This is a genomic window from Thioclava arctica, from assembly GCF_040892615.1.
GTDB classification, from domain to species: Bacteria; Pseudomonadota; Alphaproteobacteria; order Rhodobacterales; family Rhodobacteraceae; genus Thioclava; species Thioclava arctica.
Genome location: NZ_JBFRYC010000008.1, coordinates 85,438 through 112,372 on the forward strand (window position 1 = coordinate 85,438; position 26,935 = coordinate 112,372).

Annotated in this window: 25 protein-coding genes and 1 riboswitch; of the genes, 8 read left to right on the top strand and 17 right to left on the bottom strand. The window is 62.7% G+C overall.

Annotated features, from left to right (window positions below; translation table 11 throughout):
* Nucleotides 1–285: 285 nt before the first annotated feature.
* Nucleotides 286–1,050 (top strand): DUF4167 domain-containing protein, encoded by a 765-nt coding sequence (locus AB4874_RS13635; protein ID WP_295532348.1) that lies wholly within the window; start codon nucleotides 286–288, stop codon nucleotides 1,048–1,050.
* Nucleotides 1,051–1,124: 74 nt separating this feature from the next.
* Here the strand turns inward: AB4874_RS13635 and rsmA are convergent, their stop codons facing one another.
* The 6 genes from rsmA to lptF form a co-directional block, all read right to left on the bottom strand.
* Entirely contained in the window at nucleotides 1,125–1,970 is an 846-nt protein-coding gene (gene rsmA / locus AB4874_RS13640; protein ID WP_368392386.1) for a 16S rRNA (adenine(1518)-N(6)/adenine(1519)-N(6))-dimethyltransferase RsmA, read from the bottom strand.
* 109 nt (nucleotides 1,971–2,079) lie between these two features.
* Nucleotides 2,080–3,078, bottom strand: coding sequence for a 4-hydroxythreonine-4-phosphate dehydrogenase PdxA (gene pdxA / locus AB4874_RS13645; protein WP_368392387.1), 999 nt, complete (start codon nucleotides 3,076–3,078; stop codon nucleotides 2,080–2,082).
* On the bottom strand, nucleotides 3,075–4,307 hold the full coding sequence (locus tag AB4874_RS13650) for a peptidylprolyl isomerase (RefSeq protein WP_368392388.1): 1,233 nt from the start codon (nucleotides 4,305–4,307) through the stop codon (nucleotides 3,075–3,077). Before AB4874_RS13650 ends, pdxA begins: the two co-directional genes overlap by 4 nt.
* Nucleotides 4,308–4,358: 51 nt before the next feature.
* Complete coding sequence (locus tag AB4874_RS13655) at nucleotides 4,359–6,578, bottom strand: LPS-assembly protein LptD (protein ID WP_368392389.1); 2,220 nt, start codon at nucleotides 6,576–6,578, stop codon at nucleotides 4,359–4,361.
* Nucleotides 6,578–7,696 (bottom strand): LPS export ABC transporter permease LptG, encoded by a 1,119-nt coding sequence (gene lptG / locus AB4874_RS13660; RefSeq protein WP_368392390.1) that lies wholly within the window; start codon nucleotides 7,694–7,696, stop codon nucleotides 6,578–6,580. Before lptG ends, AB4874_RS13655 begins: the two co-directional genes overlap by 1 nt.
* Entirely contained in the window at nucleotides 7,693–8,826 is a 1,134-nt protein-coding gene (lptF, locus tag AB4874_RS13665; RefSeq protein ID WP_368392391.1) for an LPS export ABC transporter permease LptF, read from the bottom strand. Before lptF ends, lptG begins: the two co-directional genes overlap by 4 nt.
* 186 nt (nucleotides 8,827–9,012) lie before the next feature.
* On the opposite strand from lptF, the gene AB4874_RS13670 reads away from it, so the two are divergent.
* The 4 genes from AB4874_RS13670 (at nucleotide 9,013) to tgt (ending at nucleotide 12,904) form a co-directional block, all read left to right on the top strand.
* Nucleotides 9,013–10,476, top strand: a complete 1,464-nt coding sequence (locus AB4874_RS13670; RefSeq protein WP_368392392.1) for a leucyl aminopeptidase — start codon at nucleotides 9,013–9,015, stop codon at nucleotides 10,474–10,476.
* A 1-nt stretch (nucleotide 10,477) separates the two neighbouring features.
* Nucleotides 10,478–10,933: a DNA polymerase III subunit chi gene (locus AB4874_RS13675; RefSeq protein ID WP_368392393.1), complete on the top strand. Its 456-nt coding sequence runs from the start codon at nucleotides 10,478–10,480 to the stop codon at nucleotides 10,931–10,933.
* A gap of 33 nt (nucleotides 10,934–10,966) precedes the next feature.
* A complete protein-coding gene (locus tag AB4874_RS13680) occupies nucleotides 10,967–11,713 on the top strand; it encodes a sulfite exporter TauE/SafE family protein (protein ID WP_368392394.1) in 747 nt (248 codons plus the stop codon).
* Between the two features lie 63 nt (nucleotides 11,714–11,776).
* Entirely contained in the window at nucleotides 11,777–12,904 is a 1,128-nt protein-coding gene (tgt, locus tag AB4874_RS13685) for a tRNA guanosine(34) transglycosylase Tgt (RefSeq protein ID WP_368392395.1), read from the top strand.
* Here the strand turns inward: tgt and trhA are convergent, their stop codons facing one another.
* The 3 genes from trhA to ctaA form a co-directional block, all read right to left on the bottom strand.
* On the bottom strand, nucleotides 12,905–13,555 hold the full coding sequence (gene trhA, locus AB4874_RS13690; RefSeq protein ID WP_295532386.1) for a PAQR family membrane homeostasis protein TrhA: 651 nt from the start codon (nucleotides 13,553–13,555) through the stop codon (nucleotides 12,905–12,907).
* Nucleotides 13,556–13,646: 91 nt separating this feature from the next.
* Nucleotides 13,647–15,116: a carboxypeptidase M32 gene (locus AB4874_RS13695; protein ID WP_368392396.1), complete on the bottom strand. Its 1,470-nt coding sequence runs from the start codon at nucleotides 15,114–15,116 to the stop codon at nucleotides 13,647–13,649.
* Complete coding sequence (gene ctaA, locus AB4874_RS13700) at nucleotides 15,113–16,267, bottom strand: heme A synthase (protein WP_368392397.1); 1,155 nt, start codon at nucleotides 16,265–16,267, stop codon at nucleotides 15,113–15,115. Before ctaA ends, AB4874_RS13695 begins: the two co-directional genes overlap by 4 nt.
* A 184-nt stretch (nucleotides 16,268–16,451) precedes the next feature.
* Between ctaA and AB4874_RS13705 the strand changes: the two genes are divergently transcribed.
* Nucleotides 16,452–16,946, top strand: a complete 495-nt coding sequence (locus AB4874_RS13705; protein WP_368392398.1) for an ureidoglycolate lyase — start codon at nucleotides 16,452–16,454, stop codon at nucleotides 16,944–16,946.
* Nucleotides 16,947–16,952: 6 nt separating this feature from the next.
* On the opposite strand, the gene AB4874_RS13710 is transcribed toward AB4874_RS13705, so the two are convergent.
* Entirely contained in the window at nucleotides 16,953–17,789 is an 837-nt protein-coding gene (locus tag AB4874_RS13710; RefSeq protein ID WP_368392399.1) for a bifunctional allantoicase/(S)-ureidoglycine aminohydrolase, read from the bottom strand.
* Nucleotides 17,790–17,996: 207 nt separating this feature from the next.
* Between AB4874_RS13710 and aroQ the strand changes: the two genes are divergently transcribed.
* Together aroQ and AB4874_RS13720 are read left to right on the top strand one after the other, a co-directional pair.
* Nucleotides 17,997–18,440 (top strand): type II 3-dehydroquinate dehydratase, encoded by a 444-nt coding sequence (gene aroQ / locus AB4874_RS13715; RefSeq protein WP_368392400.1) that lies wholly within the window; start codon nucleotides 17,997–17,999, stop codon nucleotides 18,438–18,440.
* Nucleotides 18,441–18,517: 77 nt separating this feature from the next.
* Nucleotides 18,518–18,646, top strand: a riboswitch (FMN riboswitch).
* 67 nt (nucleotides 18,647–18,713) lie between these two features.
* Nucleotides 18,714–19,178, top strand: coding sequence for a 6,7-dimethyl-8-ribityllumazine synthase (locus AB4874_RS13720; RefSeq protein WP_368392401.1), 465 nt, complete (start codon nucleotides 18,714–18,716; stop codon nucleotides 19,176–19,178).
* Here the strand turns inward: AB4874_RS13720 and AB4874_RS13725 are convergent, their stop codons facing one another.
* From AB4874_RS13725 to AB4874_RS13755, 7 genes are all read right to left on the bottom strand, one after another.
* Nucleotides 19,179–20,273, bottom strand: coding sequence for a glycosyltransferase family 4 protein (locus AB4874_RS13725; RefSeq protein ID WP_368392402.1), 1,095 nt, complete (start codon nucleotides 20,271–20,273; stop codon nucleotides 19,179–19,181).
* Nucleotides 20,274–21,857, bottom strand: coding sequence for an ABC transporter permease (locus AB4874_RS13730; protein ID WP_368392403.1), 1,584 nt, complete (start codon nucleotides 21,855–21,857; stop codon nucleotides 20,274–20,276).
* Nucleotides 21,854–22,648, bottom strand: coding sequence for an ABC transporter ATP-binding protein (locus AB4874_RS13735; RefSeq protein WP_368392404.1), 795 nt, complete (start codon nucleotides 22,646–22,648; stop codon nucleotides 21,854–21,856). Before AB4874_RS13735 ends, AB4874_RS13730 begins: the two co-directional genes overlap by 4 nt.
* A complete protein-coding gene (locus AB4874_RS13740) occupies nucleotides 22,638–23,630 on the bottom strand; it encodes an ABC transporter substrate-binding protein (protein ID WP_368392405.1) in 993 nt (330 codons plus the stop codon). Before AB4874_RS13740 ends, AB4874_RS13735 begins: the two co-directional genes overlap by 11 nt.
* Before the next feature lie 61 nt (nucleotides 23,631–23,691).
* Entirely contained in the window at nucleotides 23,692–24,552 is an 861-nt protein-coding gene (locus AB4874_RS13745) for a lysylphosphatidylglycerol synthase transmembrane domain-containing protein (RefSeq protein WP_368392406.1), read from the bottom strand.
* Nucleotides 24,549–26,168, bottom strand: coding sequence for a sulfatase-like hydrolase/transferase (locus tag AB4874_RS13750; RefSeq protein ID WP_368392407.1), 1,620 nt, complete (start codon nucleotides 26,166–26,168; stop codon nucleotides 24,549–24,551). Before AB4874_RS13750 ends, AB4874_RS13745 begins: the two co-directional genes overlap by 4 nt.
* Entirely contained in the window at nucleotides 26,165–26,899 is a 735-nt protein-coding gene (locus AB4874_RS13755; protein ID WP_368392408.1) for a CDP-alcohol phosphatidyltransferase family protein, read from the bottom strand. Before AB4874_RS13755 ends, AB4874_RS13750 begins: the two co-directional genes overlap by 4 nt.
* Nucleotides 26,900–26,935 lie beyond the last annotated feature (36 nt).

Consider the following 26,935-nt stretch of genomic DNA (forward strand, 5'->3'; position numbering starts at 1 on the left):
GCCAAATTTCACCGATCTATGGATAAATTGCACCAAATTCCCGATAAATAGCCGTATCTGCGCAATTAGAGGCTTGAAACCGCGCGCGGCCCATGTTTACTGCAACCTTGTGCAGATTGGAGAGTATCTCCCCTCGCACGGCTCAGCTTCACACTGCGGGTCGCGGATCAATAGCAGGCATTTTCTGGCCTGTGCCTGATCCGGCCATCCCGCGCGGCACGCGCCCCGTTTCGGGGCCTGACCCCGAAAATGCGCCCTTGAGGTGCCACAAGCCAAAAGAAAACCATGAGATCTTCCAAATCCCGTTCGCGCAACAAGTCGAACCGTCAACGCTCGATGGGCAATGTCGTCAACCGGGTCTTCGACAGCTCCGGCCCCGAAGGCAAGGTGCGCGGCACCCCCCAGCAGATCATCGACAAATATCTGACGCTGGCGCGCGATGCCCAACTGTCCAATGACCGTGTGGCCGAGCAGAACTTTCTGCAACATGCCGAGCATTACACACGCATGCTGGGCGAGGCGCAGCGCGAACAAGCGCGCGAGCAAGAGGCCCGCAACCAGCAGCGTCAACAAAGCCAAGGCGGTGATGGCCAGAATAATGGTCAGAACACTGGCCAGTCTGGCGGATCGGATAACGGCCAAAGTAATGGCCAGAATAACGACCAGAATAGCGGTCAAAACGCGAGTTCGAATGGCGATCAAACGCCCAACGCATCTGACTCCGCGCGCTCTGATTCTGGCCGGGCAGAGCCTACTCAGACGGAATCGGGCCGCACCGAGCAGCCGCGTGCGGACACAGCTCGCTCTGACGCTCCGCGGCGGCGCCAACGCGCAGTGGCCGATGAGGGCAGCGCGATGATGCCGCCCATGCCCGCCCCTGACGAAGATGCGTCTTCGGCTTTGGTCGACACGCCCGAAAGCCGCGCGCATAGTGAGACCGCACCGGTGACGGAAAAGGCGGAAAAGCCCAAGCGCCCGCGCGCTCCGCGCAAACCGCGCCAGCCCAAATCCGCGCCGGTCGAGGCCGCGCCCGAAACCTCCTCAGAGTAATCTCTGCGCCAAACCTACCAAAAAGACCCGTGCCTTGGCGCGGGTCTTTTGCATTGCGCAACCTCGTTGATGGTTCAGCTGGCGGCTTTCACGATCCGGGCCAAGCGGCAAAATTGCTCGATCGTGACCTGCTCGGCGCGCTCGGTCGGCTTGATCCCGGCCTCTTCCAGCTTGGCCTCGATATCGGGGGCCACTGATTTCAGCGAGGCGCGCAGCATCTTGCGCCGCTGATTGAACCCGGCAGCCACGACCCGGCTGAGGGTCGCGGGATCGGCGGGAAACAGCGGCTCGGGCAGGGCGCGCAGATGCACCACGGCGGAATGAACTTTGGGGGCGGGGGTGAAGGCCTCGGGCGGCAGGCCCATCACGATGCGTGCTTGCGAGCGCCATTGCGCCAAAATCGCGAGCCGTCCGTAATGCTTGTCACCGGGCTGGGCCACGATCCGCTCGGCCACCTCGCGCTGAAACATCAAGGTCAGGCTTTCCCAGAACGGCGGCCAACTGGGAGGGGTCAGCCAACGTACCAACAATTCGGTGCCCACATTATAGGGCAGGTTGGCGGCAACCTTGATCGGTGGCGTCAGATGCGCCAGCGGGTCGATCGCCAGCGCGTCGCCGTGGATCACCTCCAGTCGCCCGGGATAGGCGGCTGCGATCTCTGCCAGCGCGGGCAGGCAGCGCGAGTCTTTCTCGATCGCCAGAACCCGGCGCGCGCCTTCCGCCAAAAGCCCGCGCGTCAACCCACCGGGGCCGGGGCCGATCTCCAGCACATCCGCGCTGCTCAAATCACCCGCCGCGCGCGCAATTTTCGCAGTCAGATTGAGATCAAGAAGGAAATTCTGCCCCAGGCTTTTCTTGGCCACCAGGTCATGCGTGCGCAACACCTCGCGCAGCGTCGGCAATCCGTCAAGCGCGGCCATTTAAACGCTCCTCATTTCATCTAGCCCGAAATACTCCCCGCGGAGCGTGCGACCCCGGCGGCAGGTGCCTCCGGCGGGAGTATGTATTGCTAGATGACAGAGCATCGACCTAATCCCGTCGCGCCGCGCCCATCCGCGCGGCCATTTCCAGTGCGGCAATCAGCGAGGCGGGATTGGCGCGCCCGAGCCCTGCGATATCATAGGCGGTGCCGTGATCGGGCGAGGTGCGCACGAAGGGCAGGCCCAGCGTGATATTCACCCCGCCGTCGAAATCGAGCGTCTTGATCGGGATCAGGGCTTGATCGTGATAGGCGCAGATCGCGGCGTCATAGGTTTGGCGCGCGCGGGCGTGAAACAGCGTATCGGCGGGCAGCGGGCCCGAGAGCGCATAGCCCTCGGCGCGCAGGCTGGCGATTTCGTCAATCATCCAGTCGAGCTCTTCGTGCCCCATCGCACCGCCTTCACCGGCATGCGGATTAAGCCCCGCCACGGCGATGCGTGGTGATTCAAACCCGAAATCGCGGCGCAGCCCTTCGGCGGTGATGCGCACCGTTTCGCGCAGCAGGTGCGGGGTAAAGGCTGTTGGCACATCGGCCAGCGCAATGTGGATGGTCGCGGGCACCACACGCAGCGGCGGGTTGGCATTGGAGGAGGCCAGCATCATCACCACACGGTCGACCCCGGCCAGATGGGCGAGGAATTCAGTATGGCCGGGAAATGCGAATCCCGCGCCGTCATGCAGCGCCTTTTTGTGAATCGGGGCGGTGGTCAGCGCCGAGCCTTGCCCACGCATCACCAAATCGACGCCGCGTGCGATCACATCGATCACCGCGCGCGCATTGGCCGGGTCGGGTTTGCCGGGCTCGGCGGCGGCGGGAAACGGATGAGGCAGCACCGGCAGGCCAGCGCTGGCATGGGTGATCGCCTCGCTTGGCTGGCTGATCTCGCGGATTTTGGTGCCGCGCGGCAGATGCGCAGGGTCGCCGATCCATACGAAGGGCAGGCGGGCACCGAAATGCTCCCAAGCGCGGGCGGCCAGTTCGGGGCCGATGCCCGAGGGGTCTCCGCAGATCAGGATCACCGGGCGGTCAAGGGCGGGCGCACTCATTTGCGCACGATCACCGCATCGGCCTCAAGATCGGCCAGATAGCCCTCGGCATAGGAGGCGAGCGCGTTGTTTTCCAACTGCGCGCGCACCTGATCGCGCGTCGGGGCGACCTCGTCCTTGCCGGGCACGCTTTCGCGATTGCACAGCATCACCAATGTGTCCGAACCGCCGCGCGAGAGCACCTCGGTTTCGCCAATATCCAGATGGGCCAGTGTCAGGCCGATATCGGTGGGCACCTGTGCTTGTGTTACCCCGTCATGAGCGGTCAGCGCGCTGGCAGGCAGGCCTTTGGCGATGGTGTAAAGCTCGTTGCAGCGGCGCGCATCGGTCGCGACCCGACCGGCGAGTCTCGCCGCCTGTTCGCTGCCCGTCGCACCAAGATTGAAGGTCATATAGCTCAGCGATTGTGGCCCGCTGGGCGCGCTGCCATCGCCGATGGCGCGCAGCATGAATACGGCCACAGCGCCCTTCAGCGTGATCGGCGCTGTCGCGGTGCCCGGCTTGAGCGCAAGGACAGCTGCGCGCAGCTGCACGGGCAGGTTTTCGATCGGCATCCAGTCAAGCCGCCCGCCACGATTGCGCGAGGCGGTGGCTGAGTATTTCCGGGCAAGGGCTGCAAACGCGGCCTCGCCTTTCGTTGCTGACAACTGCCGGGCTTGTCCCATCGCGTTGCGCTCATTGCCGGGCGGTGCCGGAATGATCGCCTCGGAAATCAGGATTTTTACGCCTTTTCCCACTTGCGATTCCTGCATCATCGCGCGGTCGATGGCGGCGTCGTTGATGAATACCTTGGCGCCGAAGCGCGCTCGCACCAGTTCGCGCCACAGCATGCCTGCGCGCACGAAATCGCGGAAGGTCGCGGGATCGACGCCGTTTTGCTTTAGGGCCTCAAGGAATTTTTCGTTGGTCAGATTGGCGCGCCCGGCGAATTCGGCCATGCCCTTTTCAAGCCCTGCCTCATCCAGCTTCAGCCCGACCTGATGGGACGCTGAAATCCGCAGCCGGTCTTGGATCAAGGCCTCTTCGGCGTCTTTGGGCGTGGTGCCTGCGGCGTTCAGCAACTGCATGAAGCGCAGGCGCTGATTGATTTCATACGCGGTAATGCCAGAGCCGTTCACGGTGATAACAGGGGAAAAACTGCCGCTCGATTGTGCCAAGCCGGGCAGAGCGCCAAACACCAGAGTCACCGCAAGGGTCAGAAGGGGGAGCAGTCGGGTCATCATCGTCATGGCGTGCCTGTATCCGTTTATTCGCGTCGTATTCGGCCTTCGGTCTGCGATCTAGCGCGCGCACATGCGGCGCACTGCGCTGCCTTGCGTCGAGCCAAAGCCCACAAGTTGCACCGACAGGCCGAAATCCGTCTCGGGGGTTACACTAGTAGAGGAAGTGAAGCGGCGCGAGAGGGAAAGATCAACCAAAACACATTCGTTGACATACTGAAGCCCCAGATTCGCGCGTGCCGCTTGCTTGGCGGTCAGATCATAGCGGGTCGCAAAGGTGCCTGACCAGCCGTTGCCCCAGTCATAGCCGGTATCCAATGTCAGCTCGGACAGGTCGGTGGTGAGCGTGGTGTCAGAGTTTGCATCCAGCCAAAGATAGCCCGCCGTGACGTGATAGCGCTCTCGCGACCACGCCACGTGCAGCTCATCGCGCGACACCGAAAAATTATCATTAAAGAGCATCCGGTTTGAAAAGATCAGCCCATTTGCCGTGCTCAGTTGGGTGGAAACCAGCCAATCGGACCGGATCCCCGCCAGCGACGAGATTCCAGCGAATGCGCCCAGATCCTGCTGGCGGAAAATGCGCCCGGCCGTGACGCCCAGCGACCAGCCCGAGGCGTCATAGCGCGTCCAGCTGACACCAAGATTGGCGCGCAATCCGGTTTCGCGGGCGTCCTCTCCGGGGTAGCGGGTGAGCGAGAAAAGATTGCCCTCGTCAAATTCCGGCAACAGGCTGTCTTCATTGGGCGAGGCTTTGAGCGTGTTCGGGGCCCAGGCGATTTGCGCAATCGGTTCAATGACATATGCCGCGCGGGTGCTCGATTTCACCCAAGGCCAGCGCAGTTCGGTGGCCAAAGTTGGCTGGCCGCGCAAAATCATCTTGGGATAGGCGGGATCGGACTGGGTCTCGATAAGATCGCCGCTATATTGTGCCTCAATCTTACCCAAAAGGCCGCCGCCAAGCAGCCAGTTGCGTTGCCAATTGGCCGAGACTGAGCCGCGCAGCATGTCGCGGCCATCTGGCACAAGATCGGCGTCGGTGCCATCAATGCTGGACGTTGAGGCGCGCCGCGCGGCCAATGTGGAAAAGCGCACCGTTGCCAGCCCGCCCAAAGCCTGCGGGCTAAAGCTGCGCACCCATTGCGCGGTGCCTGACAGCATCGGCTCGGTCGAGTTGCTTTCCCCATCGCGAATCGAACGAGTGTTGCCAAACCGCGCGGTGATCATCTCACCCGCGCGCACCCGTTCCAATGTCACGCCCGACCACAGCCGGTCATCGCTGGTGACGCCATAATTGAGCAGATAACTATCATCTGACACCAAGCGCAGCTGAGCGCCGAGTTTGAAATCACCTGGCAGACGTGCGCTTAGATCACCAAACAGATAGCCCCGCGTCGCGCCCGGGATGATGTCATCCTTAGACACTGCGCCGTTCAGTTCCAGTGTGCCCCAATTATAGGCTTCGCGATAGCGCAACCCCAGCGTTTCCGTGCGCGCCGCCGAGACATAAGGGGTTACCGTCAGATCGCGCGAAGGACCAAGCGCAAAGAAATACGGTACTTTGATCCCCGCGCCCAGACCCGAGGTGGTGCGAAACGACGGGCGCAAAAAGCCAGACATCCGTTTGACGCCCGGGGCGGGCATGGGCAGGCGCGGCAGATAGGCGATAGGCACGCCGCCTGCACGAAACTGCGCGTCGTAAAACACGATCTGACGGGTTTGGGAATCATGCACAACCTTGCGGGCGCGAATTTCCCAAATCGGGGTGGGATCGGCGACGCACACCCGGCAGGACGAGGCCACGACCCGGTTGAGCACGGTGTAGCGCCCGTTCTTGCGTTCGATCGAGGCGGCGGCAAGCTGCAATTCGCGCGCCATCACCATGCGCGCACTCAGCAAGATGCCGTTGCGCAAATCGGGCGACAGTTCGGCCTGAGAGGCGAGGATCACGCTGCCCGTCTGGCCCGGTTGCTCCAGTCGGATCGGGCCTTCGATGACCAGCTTGTCCTGCGCTTGATCATAGATCACGCTCGACGCCGTTAGCCGGTTCGAGCGGTAATACATCTCGACATGGCCCTGTGCGATGAGACGATTTTTACCCTCGATCTGCACCCGATCGGCGAGCAGCGTGGCTAACTCATCGGAAGCGGGAATCGCTGTTGCATCGGCTGGGCTGAGCGCGGCCTCTGGGCTGGCGGTTTGGGCCGCTACCGGGCTGGCAAGCGTCAGCGCGCCCAGCACCACCGCCCCCAGCGCCGCTTTCAGATCGCGCGACCCCATCATCCATCCTCCCGGTGCAACACCAGTGCCAAAGGCAACATCAGTCCGATCACCGGGGGCGCCCACGCCGCGAGGGTGACGGGAATCTGCCCGTTATCTCCCAGAACCTGCGCAATATTGCGCAAGAAAAACAACCCCAACCCGGCCGCCAGCGCCATCAGCACCTTGGCACCCGTCCCGCCAAAGCGAATATGGTCCATCGTAAAGCTGGCCGCAATCAGCACCATTCCCACCAACATCAGCGGCAGCGCCAGTTCCATCTGGAACCAGACCTGATGACGGCGCGCCGAGAAACCGGCGTTTTCAAGGGCGGCGATAAAGCTGGGCAATTGCCAAATCGGCACAGCCGAGGGTTTGCCGAAACTGTCGCGAATGCGTTCCACCGTCAGGTCCGAGGGCAGGGTCAGGCTGGCTTGGCGCGTAGCATCGCGTTCGGGGTTGGTCGAACTGCCCAGTGGCCAGTCTTTGACGTCTTCCAGCAGCCAATGTCCGGGTTCCAGCACGGCCTTGGCAGCGTCGATCCGCCGGACCGGGCCGCGCGGGGATTCAAAGATCAGAAAGGTGACATTGAACAGCGTCGTTGCATTCGCATTGGCACGCGTGGCGTGAATCACCGCCTGCGCAAGCGCCTTGCCATCGTTGCTGAGCCCTGCGCTTTGACGCATCCAGACGCCTTCACGCCCGATCGAGACGGCCTCGCCCTCTTTGGCCTGATAATGCTCCACCATTGTTTCATAGCGCTTCGTTGTCGCGCTGACCAAAGGATTGCCGATGAACAGGGCGGCCACCCCAAGCAGTATTGCGACAATCAGCGGCGCGGCCAACATCCGCAACGCCGAACGCCCTGACGCCCGGATCACCACCAGTTCCGATGAGCGCGCCAAGCCGATGAACAATGCGACCGCTGAAAGCATCACGATCAGGGGCAGAATATTATACATCGTGGCCGGGGTATGGAGCGCCGAAATCAGCGCCAAACGTCCAAGTCCCATCTGCGCGTCAGAAAAACGACGCACCTGTTCGACAATATCGATCAGGAACAAAATGCCCCAGAAACTTGCCCCTACAATGAGAAACGCGCGCGAAAACCGCCTTGCCAGATACAGCGCCAGGGTCATGAGCCACCCTCTTGCAGAGTAGCTGTCGCGCGGATTCGCCAAGGCCTGCCGGACCACCACAACATGGCAACCGCGATCAGTCCGCCCCCCAATGCGGGCAGATATAACAGTGGCCAAAGCCCGGGATCAGAGGATGACGCGCTTTCGACGCCGTTTTGCAGCGCTTGCACCACGATCAGGCCAAAGATCGCGAGCGTGATCTGGCGCCACATGCCAAAGCGCGAAAACGTCCCGATCATCAGCGCGGCAAAGCCGATCAGCGCGGCAATGGGGGCCAATAGCGGCTGGCTGATGCGGCGGTTCAACTCAAGACGAATCTGCTGCGGGCTGGCGTCACTCTGCGCGGCGAGTTGCGCGCCCCCTCGCAGCAGCGTCAGTGTCCCGATCTCATCCAGCGACCGTTTGCTATTACTGCTCACGTTGAACAAAGTCCCGATATCGTAGGTGAAATTCGCAAATCGGGTGATTGCCAAACGATCGCCGGGCTGCTGGAGCGTTTGTGCCATACCGTTCAGCATCACAAGTTTCGGCCCACTGTCAGAGCGCACGATCAGTGCCTTGTCGGCGCTGTAGATTGTCGCGCGGGCTGGATCGCGTCGATCTGACAGAAACAGGTCTTCCAACTCTCCCAGTTCCGAAATCTTGCGAATGTAGATTGTCACGCCTTTGACGGGGTGCTGAAAACTGCCCTCGCGCAGAAATTGCGCGGTGACGTTTTGCGCGACTTCCTGACGGCGCTCGGTAAGGCGCTGCTTTGCGGCGGGCACCAGCACGTTGATCAAGATCGCCATCATGATCGAGGCAATCAGCCCAAACACCACAACCGGGCGTGCAAGGCGCCAATTGGACGCCCCGGTGGCGCGCATCACCACCAATTCGCTATCCTGATCCAGCCGATTGACCGCATAGATCGTGGCCGCAAAGGCTGCGACCGGCAACACGATCCGGATCACGTAGGGCAGCGTCAGCGCGGTGAATTCCAGCACCACCACCGCCGTTTGCCCATCCGAAATCAGGCTGTCAAACATCAGCACAGCCCGGTTGACCCAATAAACAGAGACCAGAACGAGTGCAAAGAACCCGAACAGCGCCATCAATTTGGACAACAGATATCGGTCCAGTTGCGTCAAATGCCCTACCATCCTCCGGGAGGTTTTGCTCTCTCTAGCCTGTCGCGCGGGTCAAAGAAAGGTGCCAGTTGGGGCGCTTTTCATTTTCCGGGCGTCGGTCTAGGGTCGCGCAAGATCACATTGCCACCCCCCGCCTGTAGCATGGTGCGCCTAGGCGCCGCGCGCGGGCGAAATTCGGAGACCTTCATGACCCAACCCGTTGCCATTGCTTTCAAAGAGATCGACCTTGATACGCTCAGTGCCTTTGCGGGGCGGATCGCGCTTTGCGTGGGCGAAGAAGGCAAGCTGGGCCCGACCGGGCGCAAGCTGGATCGCGCAATGAAGGGCGCGCTGCGCCGTGCGGTGGAATCTGACAGCTTCGCCAAGCTGGGGGCGGGCGAGTCGATGGATTTGGGCTATCCGGTGGGGCTGGCAGCCGAGGCGGTGCAAATTCTGCGTCTCGAGCGGCGCGCCGATCAGGCGCAGGCGCGCAAAGCGGGCGGGGCCGTGGGGGCCAAGCTGGGCGAGCGTGGCGCGATTGTGCTGACCGAAGGGGTGAACCGGGCCGCCGATGTCGCCTTTGGTCTGGCACTGCGCGCCTATCAGTTCAACTATCACACCTCGGGAAATAGCGCTTTCGGACCTGTCACCGTCATGTCGACAAACCCCGAGGAACTCGCCGCACAGGCCGCGCCCCATGCCGCCTTGGCCGAGGGCGTGTTTTTCACCCGCGATCTGGTCAATGAACCCGCCAATATCCTGACGACAGACGACTTCGCCGCGCGCCTCGCCGCGATGCACGAGCTGGGCCTGCAGGTCGAGATCCTTGAGGAAGAGCAGCTGAAAGAGCTGGGCATGGGCGCGCTTCTGGGTGTCGGCCAAGGCTCGGAAAGCCCCTCGAAAGTCGTCGTGATGCAATGGAATGGCGGCGGTGACGAGGCTCCTTTCGCGCTGGTGGGCAAGGGCGTGGTATTTGATACGGGCGGCATCAGCCTCAAACCCGGCGCGGGCATGGAAGAGATGACGATGGATATGGGCGGCGCGGGCGTTGTGTCGGGCGTGATGCGAACGCTGGCGCTGCGCAAGGCCAAGGCCAATGTCGTGGGCCTCGTCGGGCTGGTCGAAAACATGCCCGATGGCAAAGCCCAACGCCCCGGTGACGTCGTGAAATCCATGAAGGGCGACACGATTGAAGTGATCAATACCGATGCCGAAGGCCGTCTCGTTCTGGCCGATGTGCTGTGGTATGCGCAAGAGCGTTTCAAGCCCTGCGCAATGGTCAATCTCGCCACGCTGACCGGCGCTGTGATTGTCGCATTGGGCCACGAGAACGCAGGTCTTTTTGCCAATGATGACAAGTTCGTAGGCGACATTCTTAAAGCAGCAAATGCCGAGGGCGAAGGTGCTTGGCACCTGCCGCTGCAACCCGCCTATGACAAGCTGATCAAATCTCGACTGGCCGATGTGAAAAACACTGGCGGGCGGCCTGCGGGCTCGATCACGGCGGCGGCGTTCCTCAAGCGGTTTGTCAAGGATGAGGTGCCGTGGTGCCATATTGACATCGCGGGCGTGGCGCTGCCCCCGGCAGCGACCGATCTGGCCCCCAAAGGCGCGACCGGTTGGGGTGTGATGACGCTGGATCGGCTGATCCGCGACAAATTCGAAGGCTAGGATGGGGCAGGTCAATTTCTATCATCTGACGTATTCGGCGCCTGAGCAGGTGGTGAGCAATCTCGCCGCCCGCGCGATCGAACAGGGCTGGAAGATCGAGCTGCGCGGGCGTGATCTTGCGCGGCTCGACCAGCTTGATCTGCGGCTTTGGCAGATGGGAGAAGCCAGCTTTTTGCCCCATGGTAAGGCGGGCGGGCCGCATGACGGGTTACAGCCGCTTTTGCTGACCACCTTTCCTGCGGGAGATGCGCGCGATGCGCTGATGGCGCTGGATGGGGCCGAGGTCAGCGCCGCCGATACCGAGACCCATAAACGTGTCTGGATCCTGTTTGACGGCAATGACGCGCAGGCGCTGAATGTGGCGCGCGGGCAATGGCGCGCCTTGACCGGGGCGGGCGCAAAGGCCGCGTATTGGAGCGAAGAGTCGGGGCGCTGGGAGAAGAAGGCCGAAAGCTGAGCAGGCGCGCGAACCGGGCGCGGGGGAGAAGACATGGATATTTTTCTGATCGTGATCGCGGCCTTTTGCGCAGGCGTTCTTAACACGATTGCCGGGGGCGGCACGTTTCTGACCTTCCCCGCGCTGGTTTTTATCGGCCTGCCGCCGGTGATGGCGAATGCCACAAGCGCCGTGGCGGTGTTTCCCGGCTATCTTGGCGGTGCCCTTGGCTTTCGCGCCGAGCTGGCGCGCTTTGACAAGACGCGGATGCTCAAGCTGCTGGCGGTGACATTCGCGGGCGGGTTGATCGGCTCGCTCTTGTTGCTGGTCTCGTCCAACAAAGCGTTTTCGCTGGTCGTGCCCTTCCTGCTGCTGGCCGCCACGCTGGCCTTTCTGTTTGGCGATCAGATTCGGGGCTGGGCGGCGCGCAAAAGTCGGGCGGTGACGCCGTTTGGCTCGGTCGGGCTGCTGCTGGTCAGCATCTATGGCGGCTATTTCAATGGCGGGCTGGGGATCGTTCTGCTGGCGCTGTTCGCGCTGTGGGGGATGGTCGATCTGCACGAGATGAATGGGCTAAAAAACGGGCTCTCCTTTGCGCTGTCAGCGATTTCGGTGGCCGTGTTTGCGGCGGGCGGTTTGGTGCAATGGCATTATGCGGTCGCGATGATGCTGGCCTCGACGGTGGGGGGCTATGCCGGTGCGCCGATTGCGCGCAAGCTGCCCCGCTCGGTCGTGCGCGCGCTGATTGCGCTGGTGGGATTCACGATGAGCGCGGTTTTCTTCTGGCGCTTGCTGGCCTGAGCCCGTCTTCCCATCCGCCGCCATCCGCGTTACACCCGCGCCCTGATCCGCAGGAGCGCCCAGATGTCGAAATTCAGCTTCACCCTTAACGCCACCGACGGGGCTGCGCGCACCGGCGTGATTTCCACGCCGCGTGGCGAGATTCGCACGCCCGCATTTATGCCCGTGGGCACGGCGGCGACGGTCAAGGCGATGATGCCGGAATCGGTGGCCGCAACGGGGGCCGACATTCTGCTGGGCAACACCTATCACCTGATGCTGCGCCCCACCGCTGAACGGATCGCGCGCCTCGGCGGGCTGCATAAATTTATGAACTGGAACAAGCCGATCCTGACGGATTCGGGCGGCTTTCAGGTGATGAGCCTCGCGTCCTTGCGCAAGCTGACCGAGGAGGGGGTACAGTTCGCTTCGCATATCGATGGCTCGAAACATATGCTGACGCCCGAGCGCAGCATGGAAATCCAGAAATTGCTGGGCTCGGATATCGTGATGGCGTTTGATGAATGCCCCGCTCTGCCCGCCACGGATGACGAGGTCGCCAAGTCGATGCGGCTGTCGATGCGATGGGCGCTGCGCAGCCGTGAGGCGTTTGGCGATCGGCCGGGATATGCGCTTTTTGGCATTCAGCAAGGTGGCGTGACACGTGAACTTCGTGCTGAAAGTGCCCAGAAACTCACGGAAATTGGCTTTGAGGGCTATGCGGTCGGCGGTCTGGCCGTGGGTGAGGGACAAGAGGCGATGTTTGGCGTGCTCGATTACGCGCCCGCCATGCTGCCCGCCGATAAACCGCGCTACCTGATGGGCGTGGGTAAGCCCGATGACATCGTGGGGGCGGTGGAGCGCGGCATCGACATGATGGATTGTGTGCTGCCCTCACGCTCGGGGCGCACCGGGCAGGCTTGGACGCGTCATGGGCAGGTAAATATCAAGAATGCCCGTCACGCCGATGACCCGCGCCCCTTGGACGAGGCATGCACCTGTCCGGCCTGTTCGAATTATTCACGCGCCTATCTGCACCATGTGTTTCGCTCGCAAGAGATGATCTCTGGCATGCTGCTGACCTGGCATAACCTGCATTACTATCAAGAGCTTATGCAGGGTTTGCGAGACGCGATTGCGGCAGGGACACTGGCTGCGTTTGTGGCGGATTTCCACGCTCAGCGCGCGGCTGGCGATATCGATCCGCTGTAATCAGACCGCGCCGCTGGTGATTACGATCACTGCCGCGTAATGGGTGGCCGCGGCGGCCAGCACATGGCTGTGCCAGATCGCGCGCGAAAACGGGATGCGGTCGATTTGATAAAATATCGTGCCCAGCGTGTAGGTCAGCCCGCCGATCACTACCAGCACCAGCGCGGTCACCGATAGCGCGCTGAACAGGGGCCAAGCCGCCAGCACACCCAGCCAGCCCATCGCGAGATACAGGATAAAACCCGAGCGCTCGGAGCGGTGAAAGAAGCCCAGCTTCATCACCATGCCAATCGTGGCCAAAAGCCAAACTGCCCCGGTCAGCATCCAGCCCGAAATTCCACCCATTCCGATCAAGGCCATCGGCGTGTAAGTCGCGGCAATCAACAGATAAATCGCGGCGTGATCCAGCCGGCGCAAGATCCGACGGGTCGGCGCGTGTAGCGTCAGATTATACGCAGCCGAGAGCGAGAAGGAAGCGATCAGACCAAGGCTGTAGACCGTCAAAGGCCAGATGCGCCCTGTCGGAATGCTGAGCGACGCCCAGACGATCAACGCGCTGACCCCGGCCACGGCAAAAGCGACGCCCAGAACATGCACGACCCCGTCGGCGATATGTTCTTGTGCAGAGTGATCGAGTTGGTGACGGGTCATGCTAGCTCCTTATCGCCTGAGCCACCAATTTAACAACGATCACCGCGTTTCCCTAGTGTGACGCTGGGTCGCGTCCCTTTCGCGGTTAAATTCAAAGCCGATAGATGGCTGCGAATTTCTGGCTCAGATAGTCGAGCAGGGGTTTTTCATTGGGCGCAAAACCGCAGGCGTGCTCGATGGTGTCACGCGGCGGGCGCAACCCGCCGAATTGGCGCAGGTTCTGATCCAGCCACCCTTTGGCCGCGCTGGCATCGCCCTTGGCCAACCCGGCGTCGAGATCGGGCACCGCGGCGCGCATTGCCTGATTGAGACAGCCCGCATAGACATTGCCCAACGCATAGGTCGGAAAATAGCCAAACAGACCCAGCGACCAATGCACATCTTGCAAAAACCCTTGCGAAGGCTTGGCGACGCTCACGCCAAAATCGTGCTTGAAGCGGGTATTCCACGCCTCTTCGAGATCGGCGACTTCCAATTTGCCCGCGATCAGGTCGCGCTCAAGATCGAAGCGCAGCATGATATGCAGGTTGTAGTTCAGCTCATCGCTTTCGGTGCGGATGAAACCCATCTCCACGCGGTTCACGAGCGCATGGAACGCCTCGGGACCCGCCAGACCCAGATCGCCAAACGCCTCAATCATGCGGGTATACAGCCAGCCGGTGAACGGGCTCGAGCGGCCCAACTGGTTTTCGCAAATGCGCGACTGGCTTTCATGCACGCCCATCGACACGCCATGCCCAAGCGGGGTGAAGCGATAGGCAGGGTCGATCGCCTGTTCATAGGTGGCGTGGCCGGTTTCGTGGATCGTGGAGTAGATATTGCCGAAGGGCTCGCTTTCGGAAATTCGTGTGGTGATGCGCGCGTCATCGCCTCCGCCAGATGAGAACGGATGCACCGACATATCAAGCCGCCCGCGCGTCCAGTCATAGCCAAAAGCGCTGGCGCAAATGCGCGCCAAGCGAAGCTGGGCGTTTTCGGGGAAGACCATGTTCAGCGGCTGTGGTGAGACCTCAGAGCCGAGCACCCGATCGCGCAATGCCACCAGCGGGGCGCGCATCCGGTCAAACATCGCGCCCAGTTCTTTGGCGCTTGCACCGGGTTCGTAATCATCCAGTAGCGCGTCATACAGATCGCCGTCTGATACACAGGCCGCTTCTTCGCGTTTTAGCCGCACGACCTCGTCGAGCGTGGGCAGGAAGGCGCTGGCATCTTCATCCGCGCGCGCTTGCGCCCAGATCCCTTGGCTCAGCGAGGTGAGGCGCGCCAGTTCCGTCGCCAGCCGCGCAGGAATACGGGTCGAACGATTGTAACTGCGCGCGATCAGATCAAGCATGCGGGATTGGGCTGCATCCGTCGCCTCAGCGCGCACCAGCCAGTCCTCGATACGCGGATCGGTGCGCCGGGCGTGCAGCACGCTCTCAATCGCGGCCATTTCCTCGGCGCGCTGATCGCTCGCACCGCGCGGCATCATCACCTCTTGGTCCCAGCCCAAAAGCCCCGAAATATTGCCTAGCGCCTCGGTTTCGCGCTGATGCGCGGCGAGTTCGTCAAACGCGCTCATGCTCGTCCCTCCCGAATGGATCGGATGAGGGGGAAGCGCGCGTTATGACGTGCGCGGATCACCAGCACCCAAGTAACAACGGCGCCCAATTGATGGATCAGCCCCAGCCACCAATAGTGCACCAGTTCCAGCGCTGTGGATATCCCCAACACCATCTGGAACACGATCATCGCTGCCATCAGCGCAAATGCCTGACGCGTGGTGCGGTGGGCCGAGCTGCGCGCGCGCCATGCCGCGAACAGGCCCAGCAGAACCACCAGATAGCCCATTATGCGGTGGTTGAATTGCACCAGCGCGGGGTTTTCGAAAAAATTCGTCCAAAGCGGCGTGTAGTCAAAGCTTTCTGAGGGCAGGAACTCGCCATTCATCGAGGGCCATGTCGGAAAGGCCAGCCCGGCGTCGATCCCTGCGGTCAGCGCGCCAAGGATGATCTGCACGAAGACAAATACGATCAGCACCGTTCCCAGACCCGTCAAACGCGGCTCGGCGAGGCGGCGCGCTTGAAGCAGTTGCGCTTGGGGTCGCCCTAGCTGGAAGGCGAACCACGCGATCAGGCCAAGGATAATAAAAGCGAGCCCCAGATGCGTCGCCAGCCGATAGGACGCCACCGAGGTCATCCGTCCGACCAGCCCCGACGACACCATCCACCAGCCAATCGCACCCTGCATACCGCCCAATATCCCAAGACTGAACAGCCGCCCCCACCAGCCTTGCGGGATTTTCTTGGTCAGCCAGAAGAACATGAAGCCGGCAAACCAGACGAGGCCAATGATCCGCCCAAGCTGACGATGCCCCCATTCCCACCAGAAAATGCCCTTGAACTGCGACAGGGTCATATCGGGGTTCATGTATTGGAACTGTGGGCTTTGCTTGTAATTGGTGAATTCCGCCTGCCAATCGGCCAGATGCATCGGCGGGATCGCCCCCGAGATCGGCTTCCATTGCGTGATCGACAGCCCGCTATCGGTCAGCCGCGTCGCCCCGCCCACGCCGATCATCGCTACCACCAGCGCGAACATGATGAACAGCCAGACGCGGATCGCGCGGCGCGCACCCTTGGGTTTGGCGTCGATCATCCCGCCCTTGGGTTCGCTGCGTGTCGAGGCATCTTGCGCGCCGACCTCCTCGAAAATGCTGCGTTTCTGGCTCATGGGGGTCTCCGGGCTTGTCGTTTGGGCGCAAATTAGGCCGCACCCGCCGCAGGGGCAAGGGGCAGGCGGGCTACTGGCAAGTTTGGCGCGCTTGCACGATCATGGGATGCGTGTGAAACCAAGACGGCGGAACGCTCCGATCAGACTGACACTTCATCAAAGGGCGACAAAAAGGATACTCGAAATGCCTCAACTTCTTGATGTAAGTCCTTTGAATAGCAAAGATTTCGCGCTGTTTGGTGACGTGATCGAGATCAGCGGCGCGCCCGACAAGATCATCAATGCCGGGATGTGCGGGCGCTATCACGACCGTGCGAGCCTCGATTTCTCAGACGGGCACGCCGGGATCAGCCTGTTTGACGCCAAGGCCCGCCATCTGCCCTATGTCGTCGATATGCTTGAACGTCACCCCGCGGGCAGTCAGGCGTTTATCCCGATGACACAAACCCGGTTTCTGGTGATCGTGGCCGAGGACAAGGACGGCGCGCCCAGCAATATCAGGGCCTTCCTGACGCAGCCGGGGCAAGCCGTGAACCTGCATCGCGGCGTTTGGCATGGCGTGCTCGCGCCGTTTGAGGCTCCGGGGCTTTACGCCGTGATCGACCGGATCGGGGCGGGGGCCAACCTTGAGGAACACTGGCTGGCCACCCCTTATGTGATTGAAACCGTTCCCGACTAAGGGACCCTAGCGCGCAAACCCGCCCGAAAAGCGCATATGCCGGTTCACGTCCTTATAAAGCAGATAGCGAAACGGTCCCGGTCCGCCCGCATAACACGCCTGCGGGCAGAACGCGCGCAGCCACATGTAATCGCCTGCTTCGACCTCGACCCAATCCTGATTAAGCCGATAAACCCCTTTGCCCTCAAGCACATAAAGCCCATGCTCCATCACATGGGTTTCCGCAAACGGGATCACGGCACCCGGCTGCAAGGTGACGATGGTGACATGCATGTCATGGCGCATATCGGCCATATCGACAAAGCGCGAGGTGGCCCATGCACCCTCGGTTCCCGGCATCGGGGTCGGGGGCACGTCGTTTTCATTGGTCACGAAAGCCTCGGGCACATCCAACCCCTCGACGACCTCATAGGCCTTGCGGATCCAGTGGAAGCGCCCGGGTTCGCTGGCGCGGTTGTGCAAGGTCCATTCACACCCCGGCGGCAAGTAGGCATAGCCCCCCGGACCCATCACATGCGGCTTGCCTGCGATGGTCAGCGTGATCTCGCCCGAGACGACAAACAGCACTGCCTCGGCAGACGCATCGGTTTCAGGCCGATCCGAGCCACCACTCGGCTGCACTTCGGCAATGTATTGCGAGAAGGTCTCGGCAAACCCCGAAAGAGGGCGCGAGAGAACCCAGAACCGCGTCGCTTCCCAGAACGGCAGAAAACTGGTGACAATATCGCTGAACGTGCCTTTGGGAATGACCGCATAGGCCTGCGTGAACATCGCGCGATCGGTCGAAATTTGCGTCTGCGGCGGCAGCCCGCCCGTCGGCGCGTAATAGGAATTTTTACTCATGATCCGCCTTTGAGTTGCGTTTGCGCAGGCCTTGGCACGCCTGTTGATTGCCCAATTCCAATCATAAATCACGCGCCCGCGCCACGACAGAGTTTCACGCCCATCGCCGCGCTGATCCATCTTTTGCTGTGTTTATCCTTGGGTTAGGGTAAAGACGTGGGCAAGGCGCGCCTGATCCTTGGGGCGCGGCGCAAGCGGAGAAGCCTTATGTCAAAGACCATCTATGTGCTCAACGGGCCGAATTTGAACCTGCTGGGCAAGCGCGAGCCCGAGATTTACGGCTCGGACACGCTTGCGGATGTCACGCGTATCTGCACCGACGTGGCCGCGCCTGCTGGCTTTGAGATTGCGCTGTTTCAGTCCAACCACGAGGGCGAGATCGTCGATCAGATCCACGCCGCGCGCGAAAACGCCTGCGCCATCGTGATCAATCCGGGCGCGTACACGCATACCTCGGTGGCGATTTTGGATGCGCTCAACACCTTTGAGGGCCCGGTGTTTGAGTGCCATATCTCCAACGTGCACAAGCGCGAGGCGTTTCGCCATCACTCTTATGTCAGCCTGCGCGCTGATGGGGTGCTCGTGGGTTTTGGGATCGAGGGCTATGCGCTCGCGACCCGGCGCGTGATCTCGCTGCTCAAAGGCGTCTGACACCGGTGGCAGCCTTGGCCTGTCCCCGCGTTTCCCCCAATCACATTTGACAGCACAGCGCGCCTTGGGTATCGCAAAGGCGTTCTCAGGGCGGGGTGCAATTCCCGACCGGCGGTAAAAGCCCGCGAGCGCCATCCGGTGGATGGGTCAGCAGATCCGGTGGAATTCCGGGGCCGACGGTATAGTCCGGATGGTAGAGAACGAGAGCGAATGGCCTTGGCCGGGCGTTTCTCACGCTCTGGGATCTTGTCATGTTGGAAAGGATCTGGAGCTATGACAAAATCCCCAAAATTCGCATTCATCAAGGCCCGTTGGCATGGTGATATCGTGGATCAAACGCTTGTCGGATTCACCGAAACCCTGGCCGAGACGGCACCAAAGGCAGAGGTGGACGTCTTTGATGTGCCTGGCGCGTTCGAGATGCCGCTGCTGGCGCAAACACTGGCGCGCTCGGGCAAATATGATGCGATTATTGCGGCGGCGCTGGTGGTGGATGGCGGCATCTATCGCCATGAATTTGTCGCCCAAGCCGTGGTGACTGGCTTGATGGAGGTGCAGTTGAAAACCGAGGTGCCGGTGCTGTCGGTTTCGCTCACGCCGCATCACTACCAACCAACGGGGCAACACCATGCCTTCTTTCACGCGCATTTCGTGGAAAAGGGGCGCGAAGCGGCGCAGGCGGGTTTGCAGCTGTGTCAAATCACGACTGTAGCCGAGCCTGCCGTTTCGGTTGCCTGATCAATGGCTTGGGCGTCTATCTTCATGCTCGGCGCCCACCGTATCCAACACGCGCCCCATCACCGCAGCGGTGTCGTCCCATGTGGGCAAGCGCGCCCCGGCGGCTGCGGATGCGTGTGACATCGCGCGATGTTGGGCCGGGTCACTCAGCACGCTGCGCAGCGCTTGTGCGAAGGCTTCGGGAGTATCCGTTGGCACCAGCAATCCCGCACCTTCGGGCACCGTGTCGGGAACCGCGCCGGTGTGACAGGTGACGATGGGCAGTCCATGCAGCATCGCCTCGCCAAACACCATGCCATAGCCCTCATATCGCGTGGCGAGCGCGAACATATGTGCCGCGCGATAGCGCTGATCCAGATCGGGGCGCGCCAAAACTCCGCTAAACCGCACGCGCTCGTCCAGACCCAGCGCGTCGCGTTGCGCAGATAGGGCTGATGCAATCGCGGGGTCATGCGCCTTGCCCACGATCTCGGCCTGCCAGTCCAAATCGGTGATCTGCGCCAGCGCTTGCAACAGCACGTCATGACCCTTGCGCGCGGCCAGCAGCCCGACCGACAAGATCAGTGGCGGGCGGCGGCGCGGTGTCGCGATTGCAGCAGGGCGTTCAAATCCCGGCAAGGCGATGGAGATGCGCGAGGGGTCCACACCAAACTCGGTTTGCAGGATCTGCGCGGTATGCGGGCTCGGCACGACGACATGGGCGGCGAGAGTGAGGTTTTCGGCCTCGCGCGCCAGCAAATGACGCGCGCGTGCGGCAGACAGACCTGTTTCCAGCCCCAAAGGATGATGCAGCATCGCTATGATCGGCGCGCGCATCGCTTTCAGCGTCGTGGGCTCGATCGAGCCAAACACCAACCCGTCCAAAATCACCGGTGTCTGCGCGGGCAGGGCGGTCAGAGTTCCCCGCGCTTCGGCGGCTTCCTCCGCGCTGGCATCGGGAAACCCGGCGGGCAGTTGCACATGGGTCACCGCGCGCCCGGAACGGCGCAGCGCCTCCAGAAGGTGGCGCTCATACAAAAAACCGCCCGTCAGTTGCGCGATGTCACCGGGAATGGCAAAGGCGGCAGGGGGCATGTCAGGCTCCAGTTTGGTCATTTAGCGCGTCAGTTGCTCGGCACCATAAATGCGCAGCACCGCGCGTTCGATCTGCGCAATGCCGACATAGCCCGCCACCGCAACGCCCGCCAGCACGACCACCGCGCTCCACAGCATTCCGTAGCCCGAGGTCGAGGCGGTAAGCGCCATCAAGCCGCCAATCCCGCGCCCTGTCGCCAGCCATTCTGCCGTTGTCGCGGCCAGAATTGCGGCGGGCACGGCCATGCGCGCAGCGGCGAAAAAGGCAGGGAGCATGGCGGGGAATTGCGCGCTGGCCATGCGCCGCAATGGGCTGGCGGCGTAGCTGTCAAACAGCTCCAGCACTTGGCGCGGCGTGCGCGCAAGCCCTTGATAACATGCGATCAGGCTGGGGAAAAAGATCATCAGGGCGACGATTGTAATGGTGCCTGTTGCGCCGCGCCCAAGGGCGATAACAATCAGCGGCGCGGTGATCACGATCGGAATGGCGCGCAGGGCGATCGCGATGGGCATCACGGCGCGCGCCAGTCGCGGTGCCAGTACCATCGCCATCGCCAGCCCGACCCCCAGCGCCAAGCCCAAAAGATAGCCCGGCAGCGCCAACACAAGCGTTTCCAGCAACGCCGAGCCAAGCGTGGCGCGATGGGCAGTGGCCTCGGGGGCGGTGATCAGAAAGGCCCAGACATCGCCGGGGCGCTTGGCGAAAAATTGGCTGAGCCCGGCGCTCTCCATCGACAGCCACCAAAGCGCGATCAGGACAAGAACGACAAGGATCGGATGCGCCAGCACGCGCCATCCCTTGCGCCGTCCACCTTCAAGAAGCGGCGCAAGGATCAGCGGTGGCGGCCCGGTGTTGAGCGCTTGTCCCAACCGCACCAACCCCGCATAAGCCAGCATCGAAATCGCCGCCGCCGTGCTCGCCAGTGCCCAGGTGCCCGCAACATCAAGGCTGCGCATCGCGCGCAATGTCAGCACGCCCATGCCGCGCTCGGCGCCGGTGAACTCGCCGAACATCGCGCCAAGGATTGCGGCGGGGGCCGCGATTTGCAGCCCCGCAAACAGATAGGGCAGCGAGGCCATGGCGCGCACCTCAATCAGGGCGGTCAGCCGTCCGCGCCCATAGCTGCGCACCAGATCAAACCAGCTGGGCGGGGCCGCGCGTAGCCCCACCATCAGCGGCAAAAAGGTGGTGAAATACACCGCCAGCGCCGCGAGCGTGATTTGCGGCCCCAGACCGGGCCCCCAAAGGACGCGCAAGATCGGTCCGGTCGCCACCAGCGGCAGACAAAACACCACCAAGGCGAGCGCCGAGATCATCCGTGCTAGACCCGGCACCAGCACCGCCAGTGCAGCCAGCGCAATCGCAACCGCATTGCCCAACACAAACCCAATCGCAGCCGTAAGCCCCGTGATACCCGCCGCACGCGCAACCAGCCCGGCATTGGCCCAAAGATAGCGCGCAATCTCGACCGGGCTCGCGATCAGGTAGGTATGGGCAAAGGCGCGCGCCAACAGCTCCCAGATGAGCAGCGCGACAAGCACGCTCAGCACCAACCAAAGCCGATCGCTGCTGCGTTGGCGCAACGGATGCAGCGCGATTGTCATCGCGCGCTCACGCATGGTTCGGGGCGTGGCGGAGCGCTTTGGGCAAGCGCCTCGGTCACAGCGGCGATCAGCGCATCCGCCTCAGCGCCCGGATTTCGCGGGCGCGCAAGATCAATCGCGATATCGGCCACGACCCGCGCCGGGCGCGGCGACAGCACGATGACGCGGTCCGACAGCAACACGGCCTCAGAGACCGAATGGGTCACCAGCAAGGTTGTGACGCCATGTCCCTGCCACAGCGCGGGCAACTCGCGGTTCAGGCGCGCGCGCGTCAACTCATCGACCGCGCCAAAGGGTTCATCCAGCAGCAACAGGCGCGGATCGGTCGCCAGACAGCGCGCAATCGCGGCGCGTTGGCGCATCCCGCCCGAGAGATCAGCGGGGCGGCGCTCTTCGAATCCGGCCAGACCGACCATCGCGATCAGCCGATCCACGCCGCCCGGATCGGGGGGTAAATGCGCCAGCTTGCGCGCCAGCGCGATATTGCCGCGCACGCTGCGCCATGGCAACAAGGCCGCATCCTGAAACGCCACCGACAGGGCGGCCCGTTGGCGCATCTGCAACGGGGTTTCGCCACCGATCCGCACCGAGCCGGTGCTCGGCGTATCTAGCCCCGCGATCAGGCGCAGCAACGTGGATTTGCCACAGCCCGAGGGGCCGACAATCGCGGTGGTCTGACCGGCCGCAAAGTTCAGATCGAACGGCTCAAGCGCGTCCACGCGCGCCGGCCCGTGACCAAAGCTACGCGACAGATCGCGACACTGGATCGGGGGCGGGGGCTCAGCTGGCATGGATCTCTTCAAGCAGCGAGCGGTCCCAAAGATCGGGGCTGACATCCTGACCCAGCAGCGCCAAGGTCTTGATATTGGCGGCGATGCTGTCATCGGTGAACCAGCCAAAGCCATGAGCCTCGGTCACCGGTGAAAACATCAGCGGCACTTGGCGCGCGGCTTGCAGCTCTTGCGTCTTCAGATCAAGGCCCGCATCGGGGAACATTTTCACCGTCAGCGCGGCGGCGGCGGCGGGATCGGCAAGGTAGTCGTTCCAGCCGTGGATTTCGCCGCGCAGCAATGCAATCAGATCGGCGCGTCGGTTGGCAATGCTATCGTCGGTCGCGATATAGGTTTGCGATTGCACCGCATAACCGTAATCGGCCATCAGCATCGTGATAGGTTTGAGCCCGCGTATGATCATCGCCACAGGCAGATCGGTCTCCCAGCACAGCAGGCAATCGACCTGACCGGCCAGCAAGGGGGCAGCGTCATATTGCGTCGGAACGATCTCGATCGCGTCAAAATCGACATCGTTGAGGCTGCACAGCGCCTTCAAAACAGGCGTATTGGCCAGCGCCATGCCGATCTTCTTGCCCTCAAGATCCTTGGGCACATTAACCGGCTTGGCGGGCAGCGAGGCGATGGCGAAGGGGTTTTTCTGCATCGCGACGGCAATGATGCGAAAGGGCGCGCCTTGGGCCACAGCGGCGGCGGTATAATCAGCGGCCGAAATGCCCATCAAGGCGCTGCCTGCCACAACGGGGGGCTCTACCGGGGCGTTTGGTCCGCCGGGGTTAAGCGCGACATTCAGACCCAGATCGCGCCAATAGCCGCGCGATTGCGCGATATAACTGCCGCCAAACTGCACCGAGGGCAGCCAGGACAGTTGCAAGGCGACGTCGGTCGCTGCAAGGGCCGGGCGTGCGCCCATCGTGGCGGCCAAAACGCTGCCCGCGCCTGCTGCCAGAAATCCGCGCCGTGAAAAGCTATGATGTGTCATGTCGTTTCCTGTCTTTGCGTTTCGATATAAGGTGACGGTGCTGTGCGACAACGTCTCGGGCTTAAGCGGTGCGTATCCTTTGGTGTTGCCATGCCAGCCAGAACAGGCCCGGCACAGAGGACAGCAGCAAGACCGCGCCAAACGCCGCGCTGGCGGCGAGACCGGCCTCGGGGGTGGCTCCGGCGAGGGGAAACAGTGCCGCCGCAGCCCCTTCGCGCCAGCCCCAGCCCGCGATGCTGAGGGGCACCAACATCGCCGATAAAATAAGCGGCACCAAGGTGAGGATCGCCGCCAGCGGCAGCGCGGTGCCGCTGGCATAGGCGCAAAAGGCAAAGCTCGCTAAATTCGCGACCACGATGGCAAAGCCAAGCGCGATTTGTCGACCGCGCACATCCCGCCCCGCAAGGGCGCGGCGCAGGGGCGTGAGCAAGGCACGCAACCTTGGCAGCGCGCGCGTCCCCGCCACCAGCCCAAGGCCCAGTGCCAAAAGCCCCAGCGCCCACAGCCCATGTCCCGACAGCGCCAGCGCAGGCAGCAATACCGCCGCCAGCGCGAATTGCCCCGCCAGCCGTTCAATCACCACGGCTTGGCCAGATCGCAACAGATCGGCCGAATGGCGCGCGCGCACGGCGCGGCCTGCATCGCCCAAGACACCGCCCGGCACGGTTTGATTGACCAATTGGGCGAGGTAATATTCGCCCACCGCCTGCACCCGATCAATCCGCTGTCCCAACGCTTTGGCAGTCAAACGCCAGCGCAGCGCCGAGAGCACCGTTTGCAGGTTCACCGCCAACACCGCCGCGCCCAGCCAGCGCCAATCGGCCTGCGCCAAGCGCTCTAGCGCTGCGTCCCCATTGGCGAAATGCCAGGCCAGTGCCAGCAGCACCAGCGCAGCCCCCACGCGCAGGGCGCGCCCGATCATTGCGCCACCTTGATCGGCAAACTGGTGAGCGCATTGATAAACCGGTCGCGGAAATCGCGCATCGGCCAGACCGGGGTTTGCGCATCGGGCACCAGCCCCGGCGTCCAACCCCAAGCGTCGAAATCCGCAATCAGATCGGGCGGGCCGATCAGATGCACGGGCACGTCTTTGCTGTCGATCTGGGCCACGAAAGGGGTGGGCTGATGATCGCCCAGAACCACCATTAATGGCGGCTTGTTGGCGTGCCGTCCGGCGTAAGACAAGATCGCCTGTAGCGAATAATCGATCGCTTGGCGGTATTGATCGCGCACCCGGTCGCGGTCTCGCCAGACCACTTTTGGCGGATCGCCCGACAGGGCCCAGCGATCAAAGACGCGCCCGTCACCGACCTGATCCCAAGCGATCATTTCGGGCACTGGCACCCAAGGCGCGTGCGAGGACAGCAGCACGATCTGTGCAAATAGCGGCCCCGCGTGCGGGTCGCGCGCCACCAGCCGATCAAAGGCCGACAGCGTATATTGATCGGGCATGGTGACGAAATTGAACGGCTGGCCCTGATAGCCCAGATCCGCCGCTTCAAGGATGGTTTGAAAGCCCTGAATCGGGCCTTCGGGCCAGCTTAGCGTGATGCCCGGCATCACGGCGGCGGTGCGCAGCCCTGAGGCGGCGGCAAGATCAAAAAGCGTGCGGCGGGGGCTGGCCAGTAGCGCGCGATAGCGGGTTTGGTCCGAAATCGTCAGGCCGGATTCCAAGGTGGAATGGGCCAGCCAGCTTTGCCCGCCCTCGGTGGGCGAGGTCAGCCAGCCAGAGCGCATCGCCAGCCCCGCCTGCGCCAGCTTGGGCGCGGCGTTTTCAAGTGTCGCGACATGGGTGGGCGCATAAAGCGGGTTGTCGAAGCTCGCGCGCCCGTAGCTTTCGATAAACACGATTAGCACATCGCGTCCTTGCAGGCGGTCAAACAGCCCTGCCGACCCGGCGAAGGGATCGCTTGCGGCGGCTGCGCGAAAGCGTTTGAGATCGGCCAAGGTCTGGGTGAAGCTGCGCAGATGCGCGCTGGCAAGATGGGTCGTGCCCGCATACCACGGCAGGCGTAGCGGCAGAGAATTGCTTTGCTGCGCGCCAATCATCAGCACGCCCAAAGCTGCGGCCACTCCCGTCAGGCTGCGCGCAACGGGCCCGCTCGCAAGGCCAAGCCATTGCCCGCTGGCCCACCACAGCGTCCAGATCAGCCCCGCCAGCGCCAGCGCGCCGCCCAGAGCGGTCAAAATCACCAAAGGCAGACCGATCGTGCTGATGCCAAATCGGGTGCCTGCCTCAATCATGAACAGATCGACCGCCGGGTTGAAGGGGCGGGCGAAGGCTGTGAACGTGCCGATATCAGCCAGTTTCAGCGCGACCAACGCCGCCAATACAGCCACCAAAACCACGAGGAGGACGTGGCTGATCCGCGCGTCCCGGGACAGCGCAGCCAAAACCAGCAAGATCACCGGCAGTTCCAGCGGCAGGCGCAACGCCGTTGCCACAACCAAGCCGCGCGATTGGTTTGGCAAGACCAGCATGAGATCAAGGATCAAGGCGGCCCCGAGCAGACAGGCGGCGCGACGCGCGATGCTCATGTCCGCCGTCTCCGCGCCAGCCAAAGGATGTCAGCGCCAAAAGATCCCGCAAGGGCCAGCGTGGCGCTTGTTGCAATCAGGGTTGCGCCCAGCGCGCCAAGGCCGGGGATCAAGAGCACGATCAACGCGCCGATCTGCACCACGCAGAGCGCCTTGCGGCGAAACCGCTCGGGGAGGGGGGCGTTTAGCCAGGGCAGGAAAAGCCCGGCCAAAACATAGGCGTAGCGCATGGTGCCCAATGCAAGCACCCAGATCCCAACCGTGCCAGAGGCCACCACCAGCAGCGACAGGATCAGCCCAAGGGCGGCGTCTACCTCCATGTCAAAGCGCGCGCCAAACGCCGAAGACAGCCCGCTGCGCCGCGCCAACCAGCCATCCAGCCCATCCATCGCAAGCGCGACTGTCGCGATGATCACACTCAGCCAGCGCGCGTCGATCGCACTGTGTGTGGTCGCAAAACCGCCCCCCGCCAGAGGTGCCACCAGCGCGCAGGCCAGCGCCGCGCGCGTCAGCGTCACCGTGTTGCACAGGCCAAGACGCGGATGGGCATAGCGCCGACGCATCAGGGCGGCGGCGAGGGCGGTCACCGCCACAAACAGCCCCACCGACACCGCTGCCCCGCTCGGCGCCAGACGCGCAGCCAGAGCGGCGCAAAGCACGCCTAGCGGCACAGCAAGCCAAAGCAGCCGCATCCATGCCCCCGAGGGCGAGGTCGCACCCAAGGGCTGCATCAAACGTGTCATGCGATCAGGTGAGGTCAGGGGAGT